The following is a 23,127-nucleotide window of genomic DNA, read 5'->3' on the forward strand; positions in this document are numbered from 1 at the left end:
TCTTGTCAGGCGAAATCCGTCAGCGGAGCGGAGGATGTTTGGTATCATGGGAGAGAAGAAAACGCATGTTCCACAGAAGGGAAACGATACCGGTTAAAGTCGGCAATTTGACCATCGGGGGAAGCAATGACGTTATCATTCAGAGCATGTGCACGACTAAGACGGCCGATGTAAAAGCGACCGTCGCGGAAATTCACCGTCTGGAAGATGCGGGCTGCCAAATTGTGCGCGTGACGGTAAACAATAAGGAAGCGGCAGAAGCGATTAAAGACATCAAGAAGCAAATTTCGATTCCGCTCGTCGCCGATATTCACTTCGATTACCGTCTGGCTTTGATGGCGATTGAGAACGGCATCGACAAAGTGCGCATCAATCCGGGCAATATCGGCCGCCGGGAGAAGGTCGAAGCGGTCGTGAAAGCCTGCAAGGAGCGCGGCATTCCTATCCGTATTGGCGTGAATGCTGGTTCGCTCGAGAACCATTTGCTGGAGAAGTACGGTTACCCGACACCTGAAGCGATGGTGGAGAGCGCCTTATACCACATTCGAATTCTCGAGGAGCTCGATTTCCGGGATATTATCGTTTCGCTGAAAGCATCGGACGTGCCTATGGCGATTGCCGCCTATACGCAAGCGGCGTCGACCTTTAAATATCCGCTGCATCTCGGGATCACGGAGGCGGGGACGCTGTTCTCGGGTACGGTGAAAAGCGCGGCCGGACTCGGAGCGCTGCTCAGCATGGGCATCGGATCGACGATCCGCATTTCGCTCAGCGCCGACCCGGTTGAAGAAGTGAAGGTTTGTCGCGAGCTGTTAAAGTCGTTCGGCCTTATAACCAACGCCGCTACCCTCATATCGTGCCCGACATGCGGCCGACTGGACATCGACTTGTTCTCGATCGCCAATGAGGTGGAGGATTACATCTCTAAGCTGAAGGTGCCGATCAAAGTGTCGGTGCTCGGCTGCGCGGTTAACGGTCCCGGCGAAGCGCGCGAAGCCGACATCGGCATCGCCGGCGCGCGGGGCGAGGGCATGTTATTCCGCTACGGCGAGATGATTCGTAAAGTGCCGGAAGCGGAGCTGTTGTCCGAGCTGAAGAAAGAAATCGACCTCATCGTGGAGCATTACGAACGAACCGGGGAAATTCCCGGAAGAAAACATCATGCTGGCGTAAAGTGAACAAAGCGTTCCAGGGATAATCCTTGGAACGCTTTTTGCGTGTTTTGCGCGTTCAATTCGGCTGCTCAGCGGATTTCAAGTAAGCCACGACGCCTTCGGCAATTTTGTCGGCAATCGCTTGTTGGCCGGCAGCATTGGTCAGGAACGCGCGATCCGACGCGTTGGTCAGAAAGCCCATCTCGACGATAACGGCGGGCGCGTTCGTATGCTTGAGAAGGTAATACGTCCGTCCGTATACCGCATCGTTCGAGATTCCGTACAATTCGTTTAAGCGGCTTTGCAAGGCGGCAGCGAGCGATTTGCTTTGCTCGTTTTTTTGATGAAGCAGCAGCGCTCCGCGCGTATTGGCGTTGCGGGCCGAGTTGACGTGAAGGCTGATCAGCAGCTTCGGGTTTACTTCATTAGCCAGATGGCTGCGTTGGGCCAAGTCTTTAATATGCCGGGAGCGGCTGCGCAGCCAAAGGTTCTCGCCGCTGAGCGCATAGTCGTTCATCCGGTTCATCAATACCAAATAACCGTTGCGGCGCAGTGCCTCATACGTTTTTTGGGCGATGGCCAAATTGATGTTTTTTTCCAGAATGGAGCCGTGGGACGTCCCGCCGTCGATACCGCCGTGACCGACGTCTATGACAATGTCAACCCCCGAGATAGCCGGGTGATCCGTTTTGATTTCAGGCAGTAAGAACGAATCCGGAAGAACGGAGCCGGCTGCGGTCGGCGAGGCAGGCCAAACCGAGGCTATCGCTAAAATTACGGCGTAAAGCAAGGCCCTAACGCGTTGTTTCATCATCAGTCACCATCCTCTTCCGAGTGTACGATGCTTGCAAATCGCATCGTCCATAGCTTCCCCGAAAAAGATTGCGCATAGGGGGATTAATGCTACCAACGGAGGGCAATACTACCAAATATATTAAGTAACGGGAGGTCGATCCGTGGGATGAGTATCAGTGTAGTTTTGATGGTGATTCAATTGTTTTTTGCCATTGTCATCGGCTTGTATTTTTGGAATTTGCTGCGCAACCAACAAACCAACCGTTCAGCGGTGGATAAAGAGTCGAAAAAAGAATTGGAGAAGCTTCGCAGGCTGCGGAACATCTCCTTAAATAAACCGCTGGCTGAAAAAACAAGGCCGCAAGCGATGGAGGACATTGTCGGCCAGAAGGAAGGGCTGAGGGCGCTTAAAGCGGCGCTGTGCGGAGCCAATCCCCAACATGTGATCATCTATGGGCCGCCGGGCGTCGGCAAGACGGCCGCTGCACGAGTCGTGCTGGAGGAAGCGAAGAAAAATCCGGAGTCGCCGTTTCGGCCGGACGCCAAATTTACCGAGATCGATGCGACGACGGCCCGCTTTGACGAAAGAGGCATCGCGGATCCATTGATCGGCTCGGTGCACGATCCGATTTATCAAGGCGCCGGCGCGATGGGCGTAGCGGGGATTCCGCAGCCGAAACCGGGGGCGGTGACGAAGGCGCACGGCGGCATATTGTTTATTGACGAGATTGGTGAATTGCATCCGCATCAGCTGAATAAATTATTAAAGGTGCTGGAGGATCGCAAGGTGTTTTTGGAGAGTGCTTACTACAACTCTGAGGACACGAATGTACCGAGTTATATTCACGATGTATTTCAAAACGGTCTGCCCGCCGACTTCCGCCTTGTCGGGGCGACGACGCGCAATCCGCAGGAGCTGCCGCCGGCGATTCGGTCGCGCTGCCTGGAAATTTATTTCCGCCCGCTGCTGCCGGAGGAAATTGGTTTGATTGCGGCCAAGGCACTAAAGAAAATCGGCTTCCCCGACAATGAGGCCGCCGTTGAAGTCGTGAAGAAGTATGCGACCAACGGCCGCGAAGCGGTTAATATCATCCAGTTGGCTGCGGGGATGGCGCTAACGGACCAACGGAGGGAGTTATCGGCCGCCGATGTGGAATGGGTTGTCAACAGCTCGCAAATTGCGCCGCGTCCCGAGAAAAAAATTCACAGCCGTCCGGAAATCGGTTTAGTGAACGGACTCGCCGTATACGGTCCGAATCTTGGCATGCTGCTGGACATCGAAGTCACCTCGATGCCTGCAGCCGCGCCTGGAGCCGGACGCTTCACCATTACCGGGGTTGTCGACGAAGAGGAGATGGGCGGCGGCAGCAGGACACTGCGGCGCAAAAGCATGGCCCGCGGCTCGGTGGAGAACGTGCTGACCGTCCTGCGGCGTCTGGGATTGAAGCCGAACGATTATGATTTGCACATCAACTTTCCCGGCGGGGTGCCTATTGACGGTCCGTCGGCCGGAATCTCGATGGCCGTTGCCATCGCTTCCGCGATTAAGCAAATTCCGGTGGATAACCATATTGCCATGACAGGCGAAATGAGCATCCACGGTAAAGTGAAGCCGGTGGGCGGCGTCGTCGCTAAAGTGGAGGCTGCTTTTCAAGCGGGGGCTACGAAAGTGATCATTCCGAAAGAAAATTGGCAGGAAATATTCGCGGGGTTGAACGGGCTTGAGGTCGTTCCTGTAGATAGTGTGGAGGAAGCGTTGTTTCATTCGCTCGGGCTTCGGTTCGCCGTAACGTCCGAACCTGAAGCGCTGCCGCAGCAGGATGCGATGTCGCCGGCTTCCGTTACGATTTTGCACGCTGATGCGCTCGAATAGAGAGCGTCTTTCCATGAGGGGTGATCGAACCGCCCCTCATTGGTGTTTTGATTTTAATTTTGTTAAAATGTAATTCACACGCAAGTTAGTATAGTCTGGAGGTGCTCGCGGATGGGACCGAGCAAACATAAGATGCGCCGCTTGCCGCTGCTGCCGCTGCGGGGTCTGTTGGTGTACCCGAGTATGGTGCTGCACTTGGACGTCGGCAGAGAGAAGTCGGTTCGTGCGCTCGAGAAGGCGATGGTCGACGACAGCATGATACTGCTGTGCTCGCAGTCCGAAGTCAACATCGAGGAACCGAAGACCGAAGATATTTACCGCATCGGGACCATTGCGAAAGTACGGCAAATGCTGAAACTGCCGAATGGTACGATCCGCGTGCTGGTTGAAGGCGTCATCCGTGCAGAAATCGTTGAGTTTTTGACGAACGACGAATACTATGAAGTGAACATCCGGGAGTTGGCGGAGCAGGAAACGTCCGACCCGGAGATCGATGCGCTGATGCGTACGGTATTGAACCAGTTCGAACACTATATCAACCTGTCCAAGAAAGTAACGCCCGAGACGCTTGCCGCGGTGTCGGACATTGATGAGCCCGGCCGTCTGGCCGATGTCATCTGCAGTCATTTATCGTTAAAAATTAAAGATAAACAAGAAATATTGGAAACGGTCGACGTCAAGCAGCGTTTGGAGAAGCTGCTGGGCATCCTCAACAACGAGCGGGAAGTGCTTGAGCTGGAGCGGAAGATCAGCCAGCGCGTCAAGAAGCAGATGGAGAAGACGCAGAAGGAGTACTACCTTCGCGAGCAGATGAAAGCGATCCAGAAGGAGCTTGGCGACAAGGAAGGCCGGGCCGGAGAAGCTGACGATCTGCGCAATCAGCTGGCGCAAAGCGAAGTGCCTGAGAAGGTGCGCGAGAAGATCGAGAAGGAGATTGACCGGCTGGAGAAAATGCCGGCGACATCCGCGGAAGGCTCGGTCATCCGCAATTACATCGATTGGCTGCTGGGCCTGCCTTGGTCGCCGGCGGGGAATGACGATCTGGACCTCGACATCCGCAAAGCGGAAGAGATCCTCAACGAGGACCACTACGGCTTGGAGAAGCCAAAGGAACGGGTGCTGGAGTATTTGGCCGTGCAGAAGCTGGTCCAGAAGCTGAAAGGGCCGATTTTGTGCCTCGTCGGGCCTCCCGGCGTCGGCAAAACGTCGATTGCCCGCTCGATCGCCCGTTCGCTCAACCGTAAATTTGTACGCATCTCGCTTGGAGGCGTGCGCGATGAAGCGGAGATCCGCGGTCACCGCCGCACCTATGTAGGAGCTATGCCGGGCCGGATTATCCAAGGGATGAAGACGGCGGGTACAAACAATCCCGTCTTTCTATTGGACGAGATCGATAAGATGGCGATGGACTTCCGCGGCGATCCGGCTTCGGCTTTGCTCGAAGTACTCGATCCGGAACAGAACAGCACGTTCAGCGACCACTTCGTCGAAGTGCCGTTTGATTTGTCGAACGTCATGTTCGTGACGACAGCCAACGCTGTGCATAATATCCCCCGGCCGCTGCTCGACCGGATGGAAGTGCTTTATATTCCGGGGTACACGGAAATCGAGAAGCTGCATATCGCGAAAAATTACTTGCTGCCGAAGCAGCAGCGCGATCACGGGTTGCAGGACGGCCAACTGCACGTCGAAGAATCTGCGCTGATGCGTATCGTGCGTGAGTACACGCGTGAAGCGGGCGTGCGCAATTTGGAGCAGCAGATTTCTTCCGTCTGCAGGAAGTCGGCGAAACAGGTGGTCGGCGGCACCGCCTCCGTACACGTGACGCCGGATAATTTGCAGGACTTTCTCGGACCTCCGAAATTCCGCTTCGGCATGGCGGAGGAACGTGACCAAATCGGCGCCGTTACCGGTCTGGCCTGGACAGAGGTGGGCGGCGATACGCTCGTGATCGAAGTGACGGTTATGCCGGGCAACGGCAAGCTGACGCTGACGGGGAAACTCGGGGACGTCATGAAAGAGTCCGCGCAAGCCGCGTTCAGCTACACCCGCTCCCGCGCCGATCAGTTTCGCATTCAACCGGACTTCCACGAGAAGTTCGACATCCATATTCACATTCCGGAAGGGGCGATTCCGAAGGATGGTCCTTCCGCGGGGATTACGATGGGAACGGCGTTAATATCGGCGCTTACCAACATACCGGTTTCCAAGAATGTGGCGATGACCGGAGAAATTACGCTGCGAGGCCGTGTGCTGCCGATCGGCGGTCTGAAGGAAAAATGTTTGGCTGCGCACCGCGCAGGCATTCGCACGGTCATCCTGCCGAAGGATAACGCGAAGGATATTGAAGAAATACCGGAAAGCGTCCGCCGCGAGCTGACGTTCATTCCGGTGTCGCATATGGATGAGGTGCTCGAGCATGCGCTTGTGAAGCCCGCGCGCGTATAACTTTGTGAAATGAGTGAACGAACATGAAGGTCAATCAAGCTGAGTTTATTATCAGCGCGGTTGGTCCGAGTCAGTACCCTGTCGATGCCTTGCCGGAGATTGCTCTGGCAGGGCGTTCTAATGTAGGGAAGTCCTCTCTGATTAACCGGATGATCAACCGCAAAAATTTGGCAAGAACAAGCTCGAAGCCTGGCAAAACCCAGCAATTGAACTATTATCGCATTAATTCCGATTTGTATTTCGTTGATTTGCCGGGTTACGGGTACGCTCAAGTGTCCAAAACCGAGCGTGAGAAATGGGGCAAGTTCATCGAACAATATTTAATGCACCGCGAGCCGATGAAGCTGCTGCTGCATATGATTGACTTGCGCCATCCGCCTTCCAAAGACGATCAGGCGATGTACGCTTGGCTGAAGCATCACGGGGTACCGATCTGCATCGTCGCGACGAAGGCCGACAAAATACCGAAGGGCAAGTGGCAAAAGCATATCAAGATCATCAAGGAAACGCTGCAGGCGGACAAGTCCGACCCGCTCGTGCTGTTTTCTTCGGAAACCGGCATGGGCAAAGAAGAGCTGTGGAGCGTGATCGAGCAGCGAATCGGTTATGCTGCGTCCGGCGAGCAGGCGGATAAGGCCGGGAACGCCGCTGACAAGGACGAAGTCAAAGAACCGTCTATCGACGGCGAGTAGAACGAAGCGTATCCTCGTACCCGTTATAAACAAAGCCTCTTGCCGCTACATGGCCGGGGGCTTTTTGGCCTATCCCGGGCCAAGAGTTTTGGCCGTGCCCGTTCCTTACATCAGGGAGCGAACTGCGGAACATCGATAGGGAACTCGAGTTTTTTGAACATTCCGTCGTCTTCCTCACGGGAGAATGGATTATTTTCTGAATTCTGGCGAAAAACACAATTCGTCTAGCAGGAATATTAAATAAATATGTAGTATAATGTATATAGAGCAACGAAAATAATCTCAAGCAGCATGGTTCGAAATGGTTCGAAAAAAATGAATCGAGGGATTTTTATGGCAAATAGGTTAGCGACTGAATATGTCAAAACCTGCCTACAGTTAACGGAAGCCGAAATGGACAGCTTTATTCGGATGTTCAAAGATCATGGAGCTTCTATGCAAGTCAAAGTACTCGAAAACGGAAATCAAGAGGTGGTATTGCAGGATGACGCGGGCGAAGAAATCGTCCTGTCGTTCGAACGAAAAATGAACTTGTACGTGTGCCAAGGAACCTGCCGCATTCATAACAAAAACATCGTCAATTTGATGCGAAAAGCAGTGTCTGTCTTCAAAGGCGATGCTATCGTTCACCGGATTTACACGGGCTACACGATGGTTTATACGTACAAGCAAGGCGCCGTGGTAAAGATTACGGAAAATACCGAAACGTCCGAAAAAATCGTTTACGAATACCGCGATACGGCCGGCCAGTTGGAGCGGTTGTATAACAAAAACGAAGTGGAAGCCGAGATCGACGCCATCCGGGCTCAAATCAACAGCTTGCTCGATTTGAGAAACGAGATCGCAGAGAACGGCATCCGCGAACATATCGACGGCCGTTTGCACAAACTCACACACCGACTGTTCGTACTTGAAGCTTAATATACAGGATTGGCCGAGAGCCCGATTCCCTGGCGCACACAGCAGGGGATCAGGGTTCTTTTTTTTATTCAGCTCAACCGTGCATAAGCGGGCTAGTTGGCGGATTCCGCGGCGATCACACCGCTCAGGGCATCGAATACAGGGTGTCATGCGCAGAGGAAGCGGGGACATGGAAATAATCTTCATAAAAAAAGTATTGCATTTCTGTTCAATAGATGTTATTTTTATTCTCGTTGAAAACAAAATAGGAACCAGGATTCACTCAGGACATTGAATGTTGCGAGAGATTATTCCCTCGAGAAGTGAATGACGTAGGTCCTAGCGGATGAAATTTTCAAAACATTTTATTCCTAGGAAGGGGGAACCGAAAGATGGAATACTCAACTTTCGGAAGACACGTAGCTGTAGACACTTGGGGAGTCGATTTTGATCTTCTCAACAATGCAGAATGGTTGCAGGCGCAAATGGTAGAAGCTGCTGAGGTATGTGGAGCAACTGTATTGTCGGTACAATCCAAACAATTTGAACCCCAAGGAGCAACAGTTCTCGTATTGCTCTCGGAAAGCCATCTCTCCATTCATACGTATCCTGAGAAAGGATTCGCGGCCCTTGACTGTTACACCTGCGGTGAAACGGTTGATCCACAGCTCGCAATCGAGCATATGCTGTCCGTTTTGAAGCCTGAGACGGTTCATGCGAAGAAGCTGGTTCGCGGGATGGGCGAGCTGCAAGTTGAAACACCGGTTCTGAAGCAAGCGCAATTGGTTAAATAATAAGGCAATGCATATATGGTAACCTCGGAGGTCAAATTCCGAGGTTATTTCTTTTTCGCTTGGCCCATACAATCTCAGAGAAGGCTTGTATGGGCATCGGCGCCTGTTGTCCGGTGCGGGAAAGGTGGAACCGGTAAATGAAGCGGCAGCGAAAAAAATGGTTTATGTACGCCGTCGTGGGCGTCCTTGTATTATGGTCGGGGCTGCAAATCGTCGAGCTGGCCGGCCGCGGGACGCCAGTGGAGCGTGCGGATAAAATGCTGTATCAAGTCGCGCGGTTTCAGATGGAGCTGCTCGGCAGTCATTTGACGGAAAGCGCGAAAGCGAAAGATACCGACGGGCTCAATTCATTGCGGCAGGCGGCGTATTCCGCGGCTTACGCGCACGAGCATCTGGTGTTAGCCTACGGGGAAGGCAAGCTGGCGAAGCTGGAGGCGCCCTCGAAGCTGCTTCAATATTTGGTGCGGCTTCAAATTGCCGGAACGCGCCCTTTGAAAGCCGATGAGCAGCAGACACTTGCCGAAGCGGCGCGCGGCTTCGCAGCATTGTTCGCGGCTTACGGCAGCCTGATGTCGCCGGGCGACGCGGTCGTCAGTTCGCAGAACACCAAGCTGACGGAAGCCGACAAGGCGCTGGCGGAGCTGCTCGACCGGAAGCTGCTGCCCTAGAGATGTAATAAGCGGTGGTCGGGTACATAAGAATTAACCGTCAGAAGTATAACGGAACGATTTTCCGTTGAAACTAAATTGGCAGAACTGTCCTTCAGGCTGTGGCTGTAATAAAATCTTCATAAATAAGATCGAAGTATCAAGTATCGTATGGTATAATAAATTGAAATTTATAGAGGGGGAGGCAGGTGAACCAGATGCATATCGTCGTAGCGGGCTTGAATTATCGTACGGCACCGGTGTCGATTCGTGAAAAGTTTGCATTCGTCGACGGAGATTTACCGTTAGCGCTGCAGGAGCTGAAAGCGACCAAGAGCGTGATGGAATGCGTCGTTGTGGGCACCTGTAACCGGACGGAATTGTACGTGGCGGTGGATACGCAGCACTTATGCGGGCACCATTTGCGTGCCTTTCTCGAGAAATGGTTCAACGTGCCCAAAGAGCAGTTCAACAAGCATTTATATATTTATGAGAACGAGATGGCCATCCAGCATTTGTTCCGGGTGACGAGCGGTCTCGATTCCATGGTTATTGGCGAGACGCAAATCTTGGGGCAAGTGCGGGATGCCTTCCTGCTCGCTCAGCAAGAGAAGACGACGGGCGTTCTGTTCAACACGCTGTTTAAGCAGGCGATCACGATGGCCAAGCGGGCGCATACGGAAACGGGCATCGGCGAGAATCCGGTATCGGTCAGCTACGCCGCGGTTGAGCTTGGCAAACGAATTTTCGGCAGCTATGAGAACAAGAACGTGCTGATCGTCGGCGCAGGCAAAATGAGCGAGCTCACCGTCAAGCATCTCGTCAGCAACGGCGCCAATAAGGTGACGGTCGTCAACCGTACGTTAACCCGTGCTCAAGAGCTTGCGGAACGGTTCCGGGGCGTAGCCAGTACGATGGACAAGCTGCTTACGCATCTGGAGGATGCCGACATCGTAATCAGTTCCACCGGTTCCGCAGGTTACGTATTGAAGTCGGAGCAGGTGTCCTGTATTTTGCAGCGGCGCAGATCGCGACCGCTGTTCATGATCGATATTGCCGTGCCGCGCGATTTGGATCCGCGTCTCGGGGATATGCCGAATGTGTTCCTGTACGATATCGACAACTTGCAGTCGCTTGTCAATTCGCACATGGAAGAACGCCATAAAGCGGCGGTGAAAATCGAAGAGATGATCAAGGCCGAGATAGCCGCATTCGAGCAATGGTCCAAAACGCTGGGCATCAGTCCCGTTATCCAAGCGCTGCAAACGAAAGCGTCCGCGATCCATGAGGAAACGATGGACAGCTTAATGAAGAAGCTGCCGGAGCTCGACGAACACGAGCTGAAGGTTATACGTAAACTAACGAAGAGCATTGTCAATCAAATGCTGCGCGATCCCATTGTCCGCATCAAAGAAATGGCTGCCGAGCGTCACGGGGATGACGCGCTGGACATGTTCACGAAAATTTTTGCTTTGGAAGAGCAATTGGAAGGGCAAAAGCGGGCGGAGCAGGAACTGCGGCAGCGGGAAGCCGAGGCGGCACAGGAGCGGGCGAAAGAGGAACTGCTTGCGAAGGTGCGGCATGCGGTGCCTGGCGGCGATGCTCTGGCCAAGGCTTAACCGGAAAGGAAGACCATGGTCACGCAAACCTGGTTTTACGATGCGATACTGTATATTTATGCCCTGAGCCTCTTGTTTTACTTCGCGGATTTCAGCAATCCGAACCGAAGTGCGAAACGGATGGGGACAGGGTTGCTTCTTTTTGTATGGGTTTTGCAGACGATTTATTTGGTGTACAGCCTGACCTCACATCTCAGCTTGTCGGCGTTCTCGATGTTTGAGACGCTGTTCATATTCGGGTGGCTCCTTGTTACCGTGTCGCTGGCGATGAGCCGGTTTTTTCGAATCGAACTGTTCGTGTTTTTCGTCAATGTGTTCGGATTCGCCATGCTGGCTCTGAACATCTTCAGCAAGCCGGGCCTGGCGCCAACGTTGTCCCGTTGGAATGTAACGGACGAGCTGCTATTCATACATATTACGCTCGCCGTTACCGGGTACGCCGCGTTTGTCGTATCGGCCGTGTTCTCGGGCATGTACTTGTTTCTGCACCGCAAGCTCAAAGAGAAGAAGTGGACCCAGCGCATGCAGCGGCTTCCCAGTCTGGAGAAGATGGATCATTACGCGCTTGTTTCGGTAGTGATCGGGGCCCCGCTGCTGCTCTTGTCCCTCTCGCTGGGCATTGTGTGGATCGCGCTGCAGGGCGATTACCGGTTGTTCTTCGATCCGAAGGTGCTGAATTCCTGGTTCGTTCTGCTCGCCTATGTATTTTATATGTTTCAGCGGCTGTTGTTGAAAGCCCCGGGCAACCGTTTGGCGGTATGGAACTTGGCGGCCTTCGCCATTACGCTGTTGAACTTCGTGCTGACCAACTATTATTCGACGTTTCATCAATGGTCGTAACGGAGGGATGCGGCGGTGAAAACGTATTACCCGATTATGCTTGATCTGGAAGGAAAGCCGTGCTGTGTCGTCGGCGGCGGTCGGGTGGCGGAGCGGAAAGCCAGAGGTCTGCTGCAGGCGGGCGCGGCCGTGACGATGATTAGCCCGGCCTTCACGCCGGAGCTGGACCGACTGGCGGCCGCAGGCGACGTTCATGCGATTCGCCGGCCGTACGCGCCCGGCATGGCGGAAGTGCGGTCCGCGCAGCTGCTGTTCGCGGCTACGAATGACGCCGCGGTCAACGCCCTTGTGTGCGAGGAGGGCCGCTCGCTCGGCATTTGGGTTAACGGAGCGGGCGATACGGATCACGGCGATTTCATCTTGCCGGCGACGGCGCGGCGCGGGCGGCTGACGGTCGCGGTCTCGACGGCAGGCGCCAGCCCCGGCTTGTCCCGGCTCGTGCGCACGGACATCGAGCGCCGGCTGGATCAGGACGGCTATGCTCCGTACGTAGAGCTGCTGCACGAGCTGCGCCACACGCTGCAGGAGCTGGTGGCGGACTCCGGCGAGCGGCAGGCGATGTTTCGCGCCATGCTGCAGTGGGAGCTGCTTCCGCGCCTGCGCGGAGAAACGGAGGTGCCTGCCGGGCTGCGGCAGATGCTGCTGCACGAGGTCAGGCAGCACCCGACGCTCTCGGGCATCCGGCGAATCGGCGAGTCGCTGCTGCGGCTGGACGAGGGAACGTGACGTTACAGAATCGAATGAATTCACTAAGCTAGGGAGTTAACCATATGCGCAAAATTGTAGTGGGAACACGGCAGAGCGCGCTTGCTTTGACTCAAACCGGACAGGTGGTTGAGCATTTGCGCAAGCTGTGCGAAGATAACGGCATCGAAGCGGAATTCGAATTGAAGAAAATCGTGACCAAAGGCGACCGGATTCTCGACGTGACGCTTTCCAAAGTGGGAGGCAAAGGGCTGTTCGTCAAAGAAATTGAACAAGCGCTGCTCGACGGGGATATCGACTTGGCCGTTCACAGCATGAAGGACATGCCGTTCGAGCTGCCTCCGGGCTTAACGGTCGGCGCAGTGCCGGAGCGGGAAGATCCGCGCGACTGCCTGATCATGCGCGACGGGTACGGCATCGACGACTTGCCGAAGGGAGCGAAGGTCGGAACGAGCAGCTTGCGCCGGGCCAGCCAACTCCAGCATTACCGCCCGGATCTGAAAATTGAACCGGTGCGGGGCAACATCGATTCGCGTCTGCGCAAGCTGGAGACGGAAGGCTTTGATGCGATTTTGCTGGCAGGCGCGGGGCTGCACCGCATCGGCTGGAGCGACCGGATATCGGCCTATCTCGATCCGGAGCTTTGCTTGCCGGCGGTCGGCCAAGGGGCGCTCTGCATCGAATGCCGGGACAACGATCCATTCATTTTGGATTTACTGGCGAAATACCGGCACGAGGCGACGACGGTCGCCGTTGCGGCCGAGCGCAGCTTCCTGGGGAAGCTCAACGGCGGCTGCCAGGTGCCGATCGGCGCGTACGCCAAGCTGACCGGCGAGACCGGTCGCGACGGGCGGCCTCAAATCGAGCTGACCGGGATGGTCGGTTCGCCGGACGGCGCGAAAATTCTTAAAGATACGCAGCGTGGAACCGATCCGGAGGCGCTCGGTTTAGGGCTGGCGGAATCGTTGCTCGCCAAAGGGGCGGCGGAGCTGCTCGCTGCCGTTCAGGAATAACCCGTTCGTACAAGGACAAAGAATGCCATGGGATAGAGAGATTCGGATTCGGAAGTAAGGGGAGAAGCGGTATGAGTAAGGCGAGCGTGTATTTGGTTGGAGCTGGACCCGGGGACCCTAAACTCATTACGCTGCGCGGCCTGGAGGCGATCCAGCGCGCGGACGTTGTCGTGTACGACCGGTTGGCCAATCCGCGGCTCTTGAGGCATATGAAACCGGGTGCGGAGAAAATTTTCGTCGGGAAGCTGCCCGATAAACATATGCTCAAGCAGGAAGAGATTAACCAGCTGCTCGTGGATCTCGCCCTGCAGGGCAAGACGGTTACGCGTCTTAAAGGGGGAGACCCGAGCGTGTTCGGCCGCGTCGGCGAAGAGGCCGAGTTGCTGGCGGAACACGGCATCCGGTACGAGATCGTACCGGGCATTACGTCGGCCATTGCGGTTCCGGCTTATGCGGGCATTCCTGTCACACATCGCGACTTCACTTCGTCGTTCTCCATCGTAACCGGGCACGAGTACAAGAACAAGACGTATTCCAACGTGAACTGGCCCAATTTGGCGCAGGCGTCGGGTACGCTCATCTTCTTAATGGGCGTTGCCAACCTCGAGACGATTTGCAAGAGCCTGGTTGAGGGCGGAAAGCCGGCGGATACGCCGGTCGCGCTTATTCGCTGGGGAACCTGGATGGAACAGGAGACGTTGACGGGCACATTAACCGACATCGTCGAGAAGGTGCGCGCCGCAGGCTTTCAATCGCCAGCCGTTACGATTGTAGGCCAGGTGGTCAAGCTGCGCGAGAAGCTCGCCTGGTTCGAAACGAAGCCGCTATTCGGACGGCGCATTCTTGTGACCCGGGCGCGCAGTCAAGCGAGCGAGCTGGTTGGCCAGATCGAAGAGCTCGGCGGCGAAGCGGTCGAGTTTCCGGTGATCCGCACCCAGCCTTCCAGCCGCCCGGAGGCGCAGCAAGCGCGCGACGCCGCGTTGAGCCGTCTGGGCAGCTTTGATTGGATCGTGTTCACAAGCGTTAACGGGGTGGATGCGTTCTTTGAGCGGTTGAAGGAACTGCGTGTGGACATTCGGGCCATGGCCGGGGCGCGTCTCGTTGCCGTCGGACCGAAGACGGCCGCCGCGCTGGAGGCGCGGGGCTTGCTGGTCGAGGCGATTCCGCCGGTGTTCCAAGGAGATGCGCTGCTGGAGTCGTTAGCGCCGCAGCTGAAGGCGGGCGAGCGGGTGCTGCTCGCGACCGCGGATATTGCGAGAACCTACTTGCCCGATAAAATGCGGGAGATGGGCCTCGACGTTACCAAAATCGATATCTATGAAAACGTGCTGGAAACCGAGGGAGGCGACGAGATCGTCGACTTCCTCCGGAAAGGCCAGCTTCATATCGTCACGTTTACGAGCTCGTCTACGGTCACCAACCTGCTGGAAGCGCTGAAACGGCTTGGGGTAGAGTCGCCGCTTGAGCTGCTGCAAGGCTGTAAAATCGCCTGTATCGGGCCGATGACCGCACAAACGGCCGAGAAAGCCGGCTTGAAGGTCGATTATTTGGCTAAGGAAGCGACCGTTGACGCGCTCGTTCAAAGCTTGTACGCCTAAAAAAATGGCATAAGGCCGGTCTTGTTCAGGCCGGCCCGCCCAGATCTGCAAGGAGGTAACAATCATGGGTTTTCCGATCGTTCGTAACCGTCGTCTGCGCACGTCGGCGGCTATGCGGAATTTAGTCCGCGAGCATGCCGTTACGGCGAACGACTTGATTTATCCGATTTTTGTCACGCACGGCACGAATGTGAAAGAGGAAATCTCCTCGATGCCGGGCGTATATCACTTGTCGCTGGATCGGCTGGAGGAAGAAATCCGCGAGGTCGTCTCGCTGGGCATCCAGGCCGTGCTGTTGTTCGGCGTTCCGCATGAGAAGGACGCTCACGGGAGTTCGGCTTACGATCCGAACGGGATCGTCCAGCAGGCGACGCGCCAAGTGAAGGCATGGGCGCCGGATCTGCTCGTGGTCGCGGATACGTGCTTATGTCAATTTACGGATCACGGCCATTGCGGCGTGGTGCATTACGACGAGGCCAAAGGGCGGGCCGACGTGCTGAATGATCCGTCGCTCGAACTGCTCGTCAAGACAGCGGTATCGCAGGCCGAGGCCGGCGCGGACATCATTGCCCCGTCGAACATGATGGACGGCTTCGTCTATGCGATTCGCCAAGGCTTGGACGAGGCCGGTTATGAGAACGTGCCGATCATGTCTTACTCCGTCAAGTACGCCTCTGCGTTCTACGGCCCGTTCCGCGACGCCGCTCATTCCGCTCCGCAATTCGGCGACCGCAAAACGTATCAAATGGATCCCGCTAACGCCCGGGAAGCGCTGCGCGAAGCGGACAGCGATGTGGCGGAAGGCGCTGATTTCCTGATGGTCAAGCCGGCTCTGGCTTACATGGATGTGCTGCGGATGCTGCGCGACCGTTACGATTTGCCGCTTGTCGCCTACAATGTGAGCGCCGAGTATTCGATGGTGAAGGCAGCTGCCGCTCAAGGCTGGATTGACGAGCGCGCGATCGTCTTGGAGACGATGCTCGGCTTCAAACGGGCCGGCGCCGATCTGATTATTACTTATTTTGCGAAAGATATCGTCCGTTGGCTGCAGGCATAAAGGCAAGAAGCTTAAACCCGAGCCGTTCCGACGGCATTGCGTCCTGATTCCTTCCGGGAAATCAGGACTTTTTTTGCAGGCAGGTTACGCCTGATGTCAAAGATTTGTCGGAAACAACCGGATGATTTCCGTTGTTACCCGGTTCCAAATAGGGCATAATGATACTTAGACTATGGAAGTATACGGAAAAGAGGTACGGGAATGAGTTACAACGACTTGTTTATTCGCGCATGTAAAAAGCAGCCGGTCGATAGGCTGCCGGTATGGTACATGCGCCAAGCGGGCCGCTATGACCCGGATTACCGGAAAATTAAGGAGAAGTACAGCCTGCTCGAAATTTGTACGCAGCCGGAATTGGCCGCGGAAGTGACGATGATGCCGGTGAAAAAGCTTGGCGTCGATGCGGCGATCTTGTATTCGGACATCATGAATCCGGTCGCTTCCATCGGCATCGACTTTGACATTGTCAAAAATATCGGACCGGTCATCCATAACCCGATCCGTACGGCGGCGGATGTCGAGCGGCTTCGTCCGATTCAAGTGGAGGAGCACCTGCCGCATATTTTGCGGACGATCGAGCTGCTTGTCGCGGAGCTGGAAGTGCCGCTCATTACGTTCGCGGGGGCGCCGTTTACGATCGCCAGTTATTTGATCGAAGGCAAGCCGTCCAAAAGCTATATTCGCACCAAAACGCTGATGTACAGTGAACCGAAAGTGTGGTTCCAGCTGATGGATAAGCTTGGGGACATGGTCATCACGTATTTGAAGGCGCACGTCGCCTCCGGGGCTAAAGCGTTCCAGTTGTTCGACAGCTGGGTGGGCGCGTTGTCGCCGGTCGACTTTCAAACGTACGTGCTGCCGACGATCAAGCGTATTTTCGATGAACTCAGCCACCTCGATCAGCCGAAAATTTATTTCCCCGGCGTCAGCTCGGGCGAACTGCTGCCCACGCTCCAGGGTGTCCAAGCCGACGTGATCGGACTCGATTGGCGGGTTTCGATTCCTGAAGGGCGGCGGCGGTTAGGCAGCCGTTATGCGGTGCAGGGCAATCTCGATCCATACGTGCTGACGGCGCCGATGAGCGTCATTCAAGAGCAGACGAAAGCCATTATCGATGCGGGCATTGAAGAGCCGGGCTACGTGTTTAATCTGGGACACGGCTTGTTCCCGGAGGCGTCGCTCGAGAAACTGAAGGAATTGACCGACTTTATTCATGCGTATTCCAGTCAAGCGATTCAACAACGCGGCACATTGAAGCAGGAAAGCGGTGTATAAGATGAGCGAGAACCGGATTCAACGAATCGGCGTGCTGGTGATGTCTTACGGAACACCCGAGAGCATCGATCAGATCGAAGCGTATTATACGCATATTCGCCGGGGCCATGCGCCGACGCCCGAACAGCTGCAGGATTTGAAGGATCGTTACGAAGCGATCGTCGGCGGCGTATTCCCTCTGCGCGAGAACACCGACAATCAGGTGAAGGCGCTGGAAGCGCGTTTGAACGAAAAATATCCGAACATCACGTTCGTCTGTTACCAAGGGCTCAAGCATGCGTCGCCTTTCATCGAAGACGGCGTAGAGCGGATGGTGCAAGACGGCATTACGGAAGCGGTGGGTGTCGTACTGGCGCCGCATTATTCCGCGATGAGCGTCGGCGGTTACATCAAGCGGGCGCAGGAGAAAGCGGATGAGCTCGGCTTGAACATCGCGTTCGTGCGCAGCTATCATCTGCATCCGAAGCTGATTGAAGCGCTGGCGCTGCGGGTGGAGGAAGCGTTGGCCCGTTTTGAGGTGCCGAAGGAGCGGGTGCAGGTGCTGTTTACCGCGCACAGCTTGCCTGAGAAAATACTGGAAATGAAGGACCCTTACCCGGAGCAGCTGCTCGAGACGTCGAGGGCGATTGCGGACAGAACCGGCATTACGCAGTGGCAATTCGGCTGGCAAAGCGCAGGCCAAACCGGCGTACCGTGGCTCGGACCGGACATTTTGGATGTCTTGCGTACGATCAAGCAGGAAGAACGCGCGCAGCATGTGCTCGTATGTCCGGTCGGCTTCGTGTCCGACCATTTGGAGGTCTTGTACGACCTTGACATCGAAGCGCAAAAAGTAGCGCGGGAGCTCGGCATTCAGCTGGAGCGGACGCGTTCGCTCAATACCGATCCGCTATATATGGAGACCTTGAGCGACGTCGTGTACGCCCTCGCCCGGAAGGACTGACACCATGGACACCAAACCGCATGTGGTCGTCATCGGCGGCGGGATTACCGGACTAAGCGCCGCTTATTATTTAAAGAAGCAGATGGAAGAGACCGGGCAGGCTTGCCGGATTACCGTCATGGAGAAGAGCGACAGATTCGGCGGCAAGATCAGCACGCTTCGGCGGGACGGCTTCGTCATCGAGAAGGGGCCGGATTCCTTTCTCGCCCGCAAGCCCGCGCTGGTCGAGCTGGCGCGCGAGCTGGGACTCGAGGATCAATTAACGGGAACGAATCCGAATGCGAAAAAGACATACATTTTATCGCGGGGCAAGCTGCACCGGATGCCACCGGGCTTAATGCTCGGCATTCCGACTGAAATTATGCCGTTTATGCGGACCGGCCTGCTTTCGCCCGCAGCTAAAGCGCGTGCGGCGCTTGACCTGGTGCTGCCCAAACGGACGGCGGACGAAGACGAATCGCTCGGCCACTTCCTGGAACGCAGGCTCGGCTCCGAGGTGCTTTCGCAAATCGCCGAGCCGCTGCTGGCCGGTATTTATGCCGGGAACACGTATGATTTGAGCGTGAAGGCGACGTTCCCTCAATTTCATAGCATCGAGCAAAAACACCGCAGCCTGATTCTCGGGATGATGAAAAACCGGAAAGAAGGCGGCGAGGAAAGCCGGACGCTGCCGGAATCGGCGCGGAATACGACGTTCCTCACCTTCAGAGAAGGATTGGAGACGATCGTACACGGTTTGTTGGATGCGCTGGACAACGTGCGTTTCGTGAAACAATGCGGCATTGCCAAACTCGAGAAAGCGGCGGACGGACGCGGTTACCGGCTGACCCGCGAGGACGGCGAGATCGAGGAGGCCGACGGCGTCATCCTGACGCTCCCGGCTTACGCCGCCGCCGATCTGCTGGCGGCTTCGAAACCGGAAGCGCAGGAGCTGCGGAAGGTCGACTATGTATCGGTCGGCAACGTCATCCTTGCTTATGATGAGAAGGATATGAAGCGGGAGCTGGACGGATCCGGCTTCGTCGTGCCGCGCAGGGAAGGGCGCTTCATCACGGCCTGCACCTGGACCTCGAAGAAATGGCTGCACACCGCTCCTGACGGCAAAGCGCTGCTGCGCTGTTATGTCGGCCGCTCGGGCGACGACCGCTGGCTGCACATGTCCGAGGACGAAGTCGTCCGGGCGGTGCGCCAGGATCTGAAGGCGACGATGGGCATTACGGCCGAGCCGTTATTCACGGAGCTGACGCCGCTGATGCACTCGATGCCGCAATACCCGGTCGGCCATCTGGATCGGATTCGCCGTATACGCGAAGGATTAGCGAAGCGGATGCCGGAGGTGCTGATTACGGGAGCCGCGTTCCACGGCGTCGGTCTTCCCGATTGCGTGAAGCAGGGCAAAGAATCGGCGCTGGAGCTTTCCCGGCTGCTTAAAGAAAAAAGCCCGGTGTGAGTACCGGGCTTATCCGCGAAGTTTGGCCAAATCCAATAGGATATCGTTCCCTGCGAGCGCGAGAATTTGCTTTTCTTGAAAATCCCGGCTCGGTTTTTCTTCGTTTTCAAGCATATTCTAGTAAAGGTGTGGATGGAATGAACGAACCGCAACAACGCTTCGCAGCGCGCTCCGCGACAGCTTTTGAGGAAGCGAAACAAGTTATCCCCGGCGGAGTCAACAGCCCCGTCCGCGCATTTAAATCAGTTGGATTGACCCCCCTCTTCATGAAAAAAGGGGCCGGCTCCCGCGTTACCGATATCGACGATAACGAATTTATCGATTATATCGGCTCTTGGGGACCGCTCATTCTCGGTCATGCGAAGCCCGAAGTCGTCGAAGCGATTAAACGGGCGGCGGAGCTCGGCACGAGCTTCGGCGCGCCGACCGAGCTGGAAACGGAAATGGCCAAGCTGGTGGCGGCGCGTATCCCGTCCATTGACCTGGTGCGCATGGTCAGCTCCGGTACCGAAGCCACGATGAGCGCGCTGCGGCTTGCGCGCGGTTATACCGGGCGCAGCAAGATCGTGAAATTCGAAGGCTGTTATCACGGCCATGCCGATTCGCTCTTGATCAAGGCGGGCTCCGGCGTTGCGACGCTTGGTTTACCCGATAGTCCGGGCGTACCGGAGAGCATTGCCGCGAATACGATTACGCTGCCGTACAACAACCTGGAGGCCGTCCGGTTGGCGTTCGAGCGATTCGGGGACGAGATCGCCGCGGTGATCGTTGAGCCGATTGCCGGTAATATGGGGGTCGTGCCGCCTGCACCGGGCTTCTTGGAAGGGCTGCGTGAGGTCACAAAGGCGAAGGGCAGCCTGCTTATTTTCGATGAAGTGATGACGGGCTTCCGCGTCGGCTTGAACAGCGCTCAAGGGCTGTTCGGCATAACGCCGGATTTGACCTGTTTGGGCAAGGTGATCGGCGGCGGACTACCGGTTGGCGCTTACGGGGGCAAGCGGGAGATTATGGAGCAGATCGCTCCGGCAGGGCCGATTTATCAGGCAGGCACGCTGTCGGGCAATCCGCTGGCGATGGCGGCGGGTTATACGACGCTGAAGCTGCTGGGCGAGCCGGGCGTGTACGAACAGCTCGAGCGCCGTTCCGCACGGCTGGAGGAAGGCTTCGCCGCGAATGCGCGCGAGCTTGGCGTGCCGCTGACCATCAACCGGGTAGGCTCGATGGTATGTCCGTTCTTCACGGACCAACCGGTGACCGACTACGAGACGGCCAAACGGTCCGACTTGCAGCGGTTCAACCGTTATTTTGCCGCGATGCTCGATTTAGGCGTCAGTCTTCCGCCGTCGCAGTTCGAGGGCATGTTCGTTTCGACCGCTCACAGCGAGGAAGATATTGAAGCGACGATCGAAGCGCAGCGCGAGGCTTTGAAGCGGTTATAGTCGCAAAGCGGAGACTCGCGGTTAACGGAACCAGGAGGCGCTGAAGTCCTTGAGTGGGGAAAGCGCAAGAGGCCGGAGCGAGCTTCCCGGCTCCCGCCCGGGCTTCGCAGCTATAGGTTCGAACAAACGAAAGCCCATCCGGCGCAGGTCCGGATGGGCTTTGCTTTGCTGTTATGTATCGTACTTTATGGCGTCTTAATAGGCTCTGCAGCCGTTGCTGCCGGTGCAGGCGTCGCTGCCGGCGTTGTTGCGGCGTCGCCGGCTTCCACCGGCTTGGTCGCTGTCCCGCCGCCGTCGGGCGTGATTGGCTTAGCCGCCGAAGGCGCGGGCGTCGAGTCCGTTGACGGGGCAGCGCCGGCGCCTGCGGGCTTAGGCGCCGTACCGCTCCCGCCGGGCTCCGTACCCGTCTGGCCCTGCGTGCCTGCGGGCTTCGCCGGCTCGCCGCCAGAGCCCGCAGCGCCCGTGCCAGAGCCGTTTCCGGCCGAGCCGGTACCGCCGCCGCCAGCTGCCGGCTCCTTGCCGCTTGGCGCCGTCCCCGGCTTTGCCTCGCCGGACGTCCCGCTGCTCGCCGGGGCTTTGCCGCTCGTATCGGGCTTGGCCGGTTCCGTCTTCGGCGCAGGCGCAGGCGGCTTCGTTTCCGTCGCCGGTTTGGGGGTCGTCGTCTGGCCCTTCGCCCGCTTCTCCGCCTGCTCGCGCAAGAAGTCGGGATGGTCGTGCGACCCGCCCGCATCAATCTTGTCGATGCCGTCCCAGACGCGCGTCGCTTGCACCGAATCGGGATCGTCGTAGACGAGGAACGCTGAAGGAAGCCGGCGTTCGCCGTAACGGCTGGAAGGCTTCGTGACGAGCTGACCGTCGACTACAAGCTCTGAGGAGGCCCCTCCGTCCAGATTGCCTGCGATAACGGCGCCTTCCGCCAGCAGCAAATCCTGCACTTCCTTCAAGGTGGCGCCGACGCTGTGCTTTTGACGTCCGTCTATAACGACGAAGATAACCGTTCCGTCGGCACGCTGCCCGACGGCGGTACGCGGCGCGCGGCCCCAGCCGCCGTCGCCGCTCGTGATCATCGGCTTGCCGTTAGCGATCAGCCGCGGATAGAACGAAACCGCTTCGGATACGCCCATATCGCGCAATTCGAAGGCGTCGTATTTCCCGACGACCAGATGGCCTTCCTTCGTAAAGCCGACGATGTGCTGCGGGATCGAGCCGTCCTGATCGGTAAAGATGATGTCTCCGCCGGAGATGATCATGCCGAGTGCGGCAAAACCGTTGCCCAAGCCTTCCGGATCGTCGAAGGCGCCGCCGTTTAAGCCGGCCACAGCGCCCGTACGGTTAACCATGGACGTGATTCGTTCGCCTTCGCCGGGCTTGTTCGGGGTCATGATCTTGATCGTCGTCGGATCGTAGACATACATTTTTTTACCTTTCCAGAGCGGGCCGGAAATATCTTCGACTTTGATCAATTCATCGATGGAACGCGCTTTCCCGCTTTTTTTGCGAACGGAGACGAGCCCCAGATTTTGCTTCTCCAAGGACGCCAATTCGATATCGTCCTGCATCTTCTTCACTAGCAAATCGCGTCGTTCCGCGCCCACGAAAATCCAGGCCCAACTGCGGTGCTGCGTCGTAATGACGGTCTGTGCCATCCATTCGCGCACTTTTCCGCCAGGCGGGGTCAGGAACAAAAAGCTGGAGGTCAAAAAAGTGAGCAGCGCGATATAAAACAACGTTCTTTTCATCAAACTCCACTGTTGGATCGCTTGCAAGCTGCCTTTCAATATATTCCTCTCCTAATAACAGGCTTAATGCCGTATTCTATCTATGAATCTACAATATTCTATCATATCAAGGCTGCATTTAACAGCAATTGCTAGAGTTAGATGAA

Annotated in this window: 19 protein-coding genes; 17 read left to right on the forward strand and 2 right to left on the reverse strand. The window is 56.4% G+C overall.

Annotated features, from left to right (window positions below):
- Positions 1-65: 65 nt before the first annotated feature.
- Positions 66-1,178, forward strand: coding sequence for a flavodoxin-dependent (E)-4-hydroxy-3-methylbut-2-enyl-diphosphate synthase (ispG, locus tag PVA01S_RS11860; protein ID WP_054796901.1), 1,113 nt, complete (start codon positions 66-68; stop codon positions 1,176-1,178).
- A 52-nt stretch (positions 1,179-1,230) separates the two neighbouring features.
- On the opposite strand, the gene PVA01S_RS11865 is transcribed toward ispG, so the two are convergent.
- Entirely contained in the window at positions 1,231-1,968 is a 738-nt protein-coding gene (locus PVA01S_RS11865) for an N-acetylmuramoyl-L-alanine amidase family protein (protein ID WP_127607769.1), read from the reverse strand.
- Between the two features lie 147 nt (positions 1,969-2,115).
- Here PVA01S_RS11865 and lonB point away from each other — a divergent pair, with 147 nt between their 5' ends.
- From lonB to hemL, 16 genes are all read left to right on the forward strand, one after another.
- Positions 2,116-3,822 (forward strand): ATP-dependent protease LonB, encoded by a 1,707-nt coding sequence (gene lonB, locus PVA01S_RS11870; protein WP_127607771.1) that lies wholly within the window; start codon positions 2,116-2,118, stop codon positions 3,820-3,822.
- A 111-nt stretch (positions 3,823-3,933) separates the two neighbouring features.
- Positions 3,934-6,270 (forward strand): endopeptidase La, encoded by a 2,337-nt coding sequence (gene lon / locus PVA01S_RS11875; protein WP_127607773.1) that lies wholly within the window; start codon positions 3,934-3,936, stop codon positions 6,268-6,270.
- Positions 6,271-6,293: 23 nt separating this feature from the next.
- On the forward strand, positions 6,294-6,962 hold the full coding sequence (gene yihA, locus PVA01S_RS11880; RefSeq protein ID WP_127607775.1) for a ribosome biogenesis GTP-binding protein YihA/YsxC: 669 nt from the start codon (positions 6,294-6,296) through the stop codon (positions 6,960-6,962).
- 333 nt (positions 6,963-7,295) lie between these two features.
- Entirely contained in the window at positions 7,296-7,883 is a 588-nt protein-coding gene (locus PVA01S_RS11885) for a non-ribosomal peptide synthetase module (RefSeq protein WP_174817579.1), read from the forward strand.
- Between the two features lie 371 nt (positions 7,884-8,254).
- Positions 8,255-8,656 (forward strand): adenosylmethionine decarboxylase, encoded by a 402-nt coding sequence (gene speD / locus PVA01S_RS11890; RefSeq protein WP_054796898.1) that lies wholly within the window; start codon positions 8,255-8,257, stop codon positions 8,654-8,656.
- A 137-nt stretch (positions 8,657-8,793) separates the two neighbouring features.
- Positions 8,794-9,324, forward strand: coding sequence for an S-adenosylmethionine decarboxylase (locus tag PVA01S_RS11895; RefSeq protein ID WP_127607776.1), 531 nt, complete (start codon positions 8,794-8,796; stop codon positions 9,322-9,324).
- Between the two features lie 197 nt (positions 9,325-9,521).
- Entirely contained in the window at positions 9,522-10,922 is a 1,401-nt protein-coding gene (gene hemA / locus PVA01S_RS11900) for a glutamyl-tRNA reductase (RefSeq protein WP_054796938.1), read from the forward strand.
- Positions 10,923-10,937: 15 nt separating this feature from the next.
- Positions 10,938-11,762 carry a cytochrome c biogenesis protein CcsA gene (gene ccsA, locus PVA01S_RS11905; RefSeq protein ID WP_127607778.1) on the forward strand — a complete coding sequence of 275 codons (825 nt, stop codon included), beginning with the start codon at positions 10,938-10,940 and terminating at the stop codon, positions 11,760-11,762.
- Between the two features lie 15 nt (positions 11,763-11,777).
- On the forward strand, positions 11,778-12,488 hold the full coding sequence (locus PVA01S_RS11910; RefSeq protein WP_127607780.1) for a precorrin-2 dehydrogenase/sirohydrochlorin ferrochelatase family protein: 711 nt from the start codon (positions 11,778-11,780) through the stop codon (positions 12,486-12,488).
- 44 nt (positions 12,489-12,532) lie between these two features.
- Positions 12,533-13,480: a hydroxymethylbilane synthase gene (hemC, locus tag PVA01S_RS11915; RefSeq protein ID WP_054798545.1), complete on the forward strand. Its 948-nt coding sequence runs from the start codon at positions 12,533-12,535 to the stop codon at positions 13,478-13,480.
- Between the two features lie 71 nt (positions 13,481-13,551).
- Entirely contained in the window at positions 13,552-15,078 is a 1,527-nt protein-coding gene (gene cobA / locus PVA01S_RS11920; RefSeq protein WP_127607782.1) for a uroporphyrinogen-III C-methyltransferase, read from the forward strand.
- 64 nt (positions 15,079-15,142) lie between these two features.
- A complete protein-coding gene (hemB, locus tag PVA01S_RS11925; protein WP_054798546.1) occupies positions 15,143-16,135 on the forward strand; it encodes a porphobilinogen synthase in 993 nt (330 codons plus the stop codon).
- Between the two features lie 201 nt (positions 16,136-16,336).
- Positions 16,337-17,410, forward strand: coding sequence for a uroporphyrinogen decarboxylase (hemE, locus tag PVA01S_RS11930; RefSeq protein WP_127607784.1), 1,074 nt, complete (start codon positions 16,337-16,339; stop codon positions 17,408-17,410).
- A gap of 1 nt (position 17,411) precedes the next feature.
- Positions 17,412-18,353 (forward strand): ferrochelatase, encoded by a 942-nt coding sequence (gene hemH / locus PVA01S_RS11935; RefSeq protein WP_054798547.1) that lies wholly within the window; start codon positions 17,412-17,414, stop codon positions 18,351-18,353.
- Positions 18,354-18,357: 4 nt separating this feature from the next.
- On the forward strand, positions 18,358-19,803 hold the full coding sequence (gene hemG / locus PVA01S_RS11940; RefSeq protein WP_127607786.1) for a protoporphyrinogen oxidase: 1,446 nt from the start codon (positions 18,358-18,360) through the stop codon (positions 19,801-19,803).
- A gap of 137 nt (positions 19,804-19,940) precedes the next feature.
- The gene (gene hemL / locus PVA01S_RS11945) at positions 19,941-21,242 is read left to right on the forward strand and encodes a glutamate-1-semialdehyde 2,1-aminomutase (protein ID WP_127607788.1); all 1,302 of its coding nucleotides are present in this window, start codon (positions 19,941-19,943) and stop codon (positions 21,240-21,242) included.
- Positions 21,243-21,427: 185 nt separating this feature from the next.
- On the opposite strand, the gene PVA01S_RS11950 is transcribed toward hemL, so the two are convergent.
- Positions 21,428-23,020 carry a phosphodiester glycosidase family protein gene (locus PVA01S_RS11950; RefSeq protein WP_236595815.1) on the reverse strand — a complete coding sequence of 531 codons (1,593 nt, stop codon included), beginning with the start codon at positions 23,018-23,020 and terminating at the stop codon, positions 21,428-21,430.
- Positions 23,021-23,127: the final 107 nt, after the last annotated feature.

This window comes from Paenibacillus validus NBRC 15382 (assembly GCF_004000985.1).
GTDB classification, from domain to species: domain Bacteria; phylum Bacillota; class Bacilli; order Paenibacillales; family NBRC-103111; genus Paenibacillus_G; species Paenibacillus_G validus.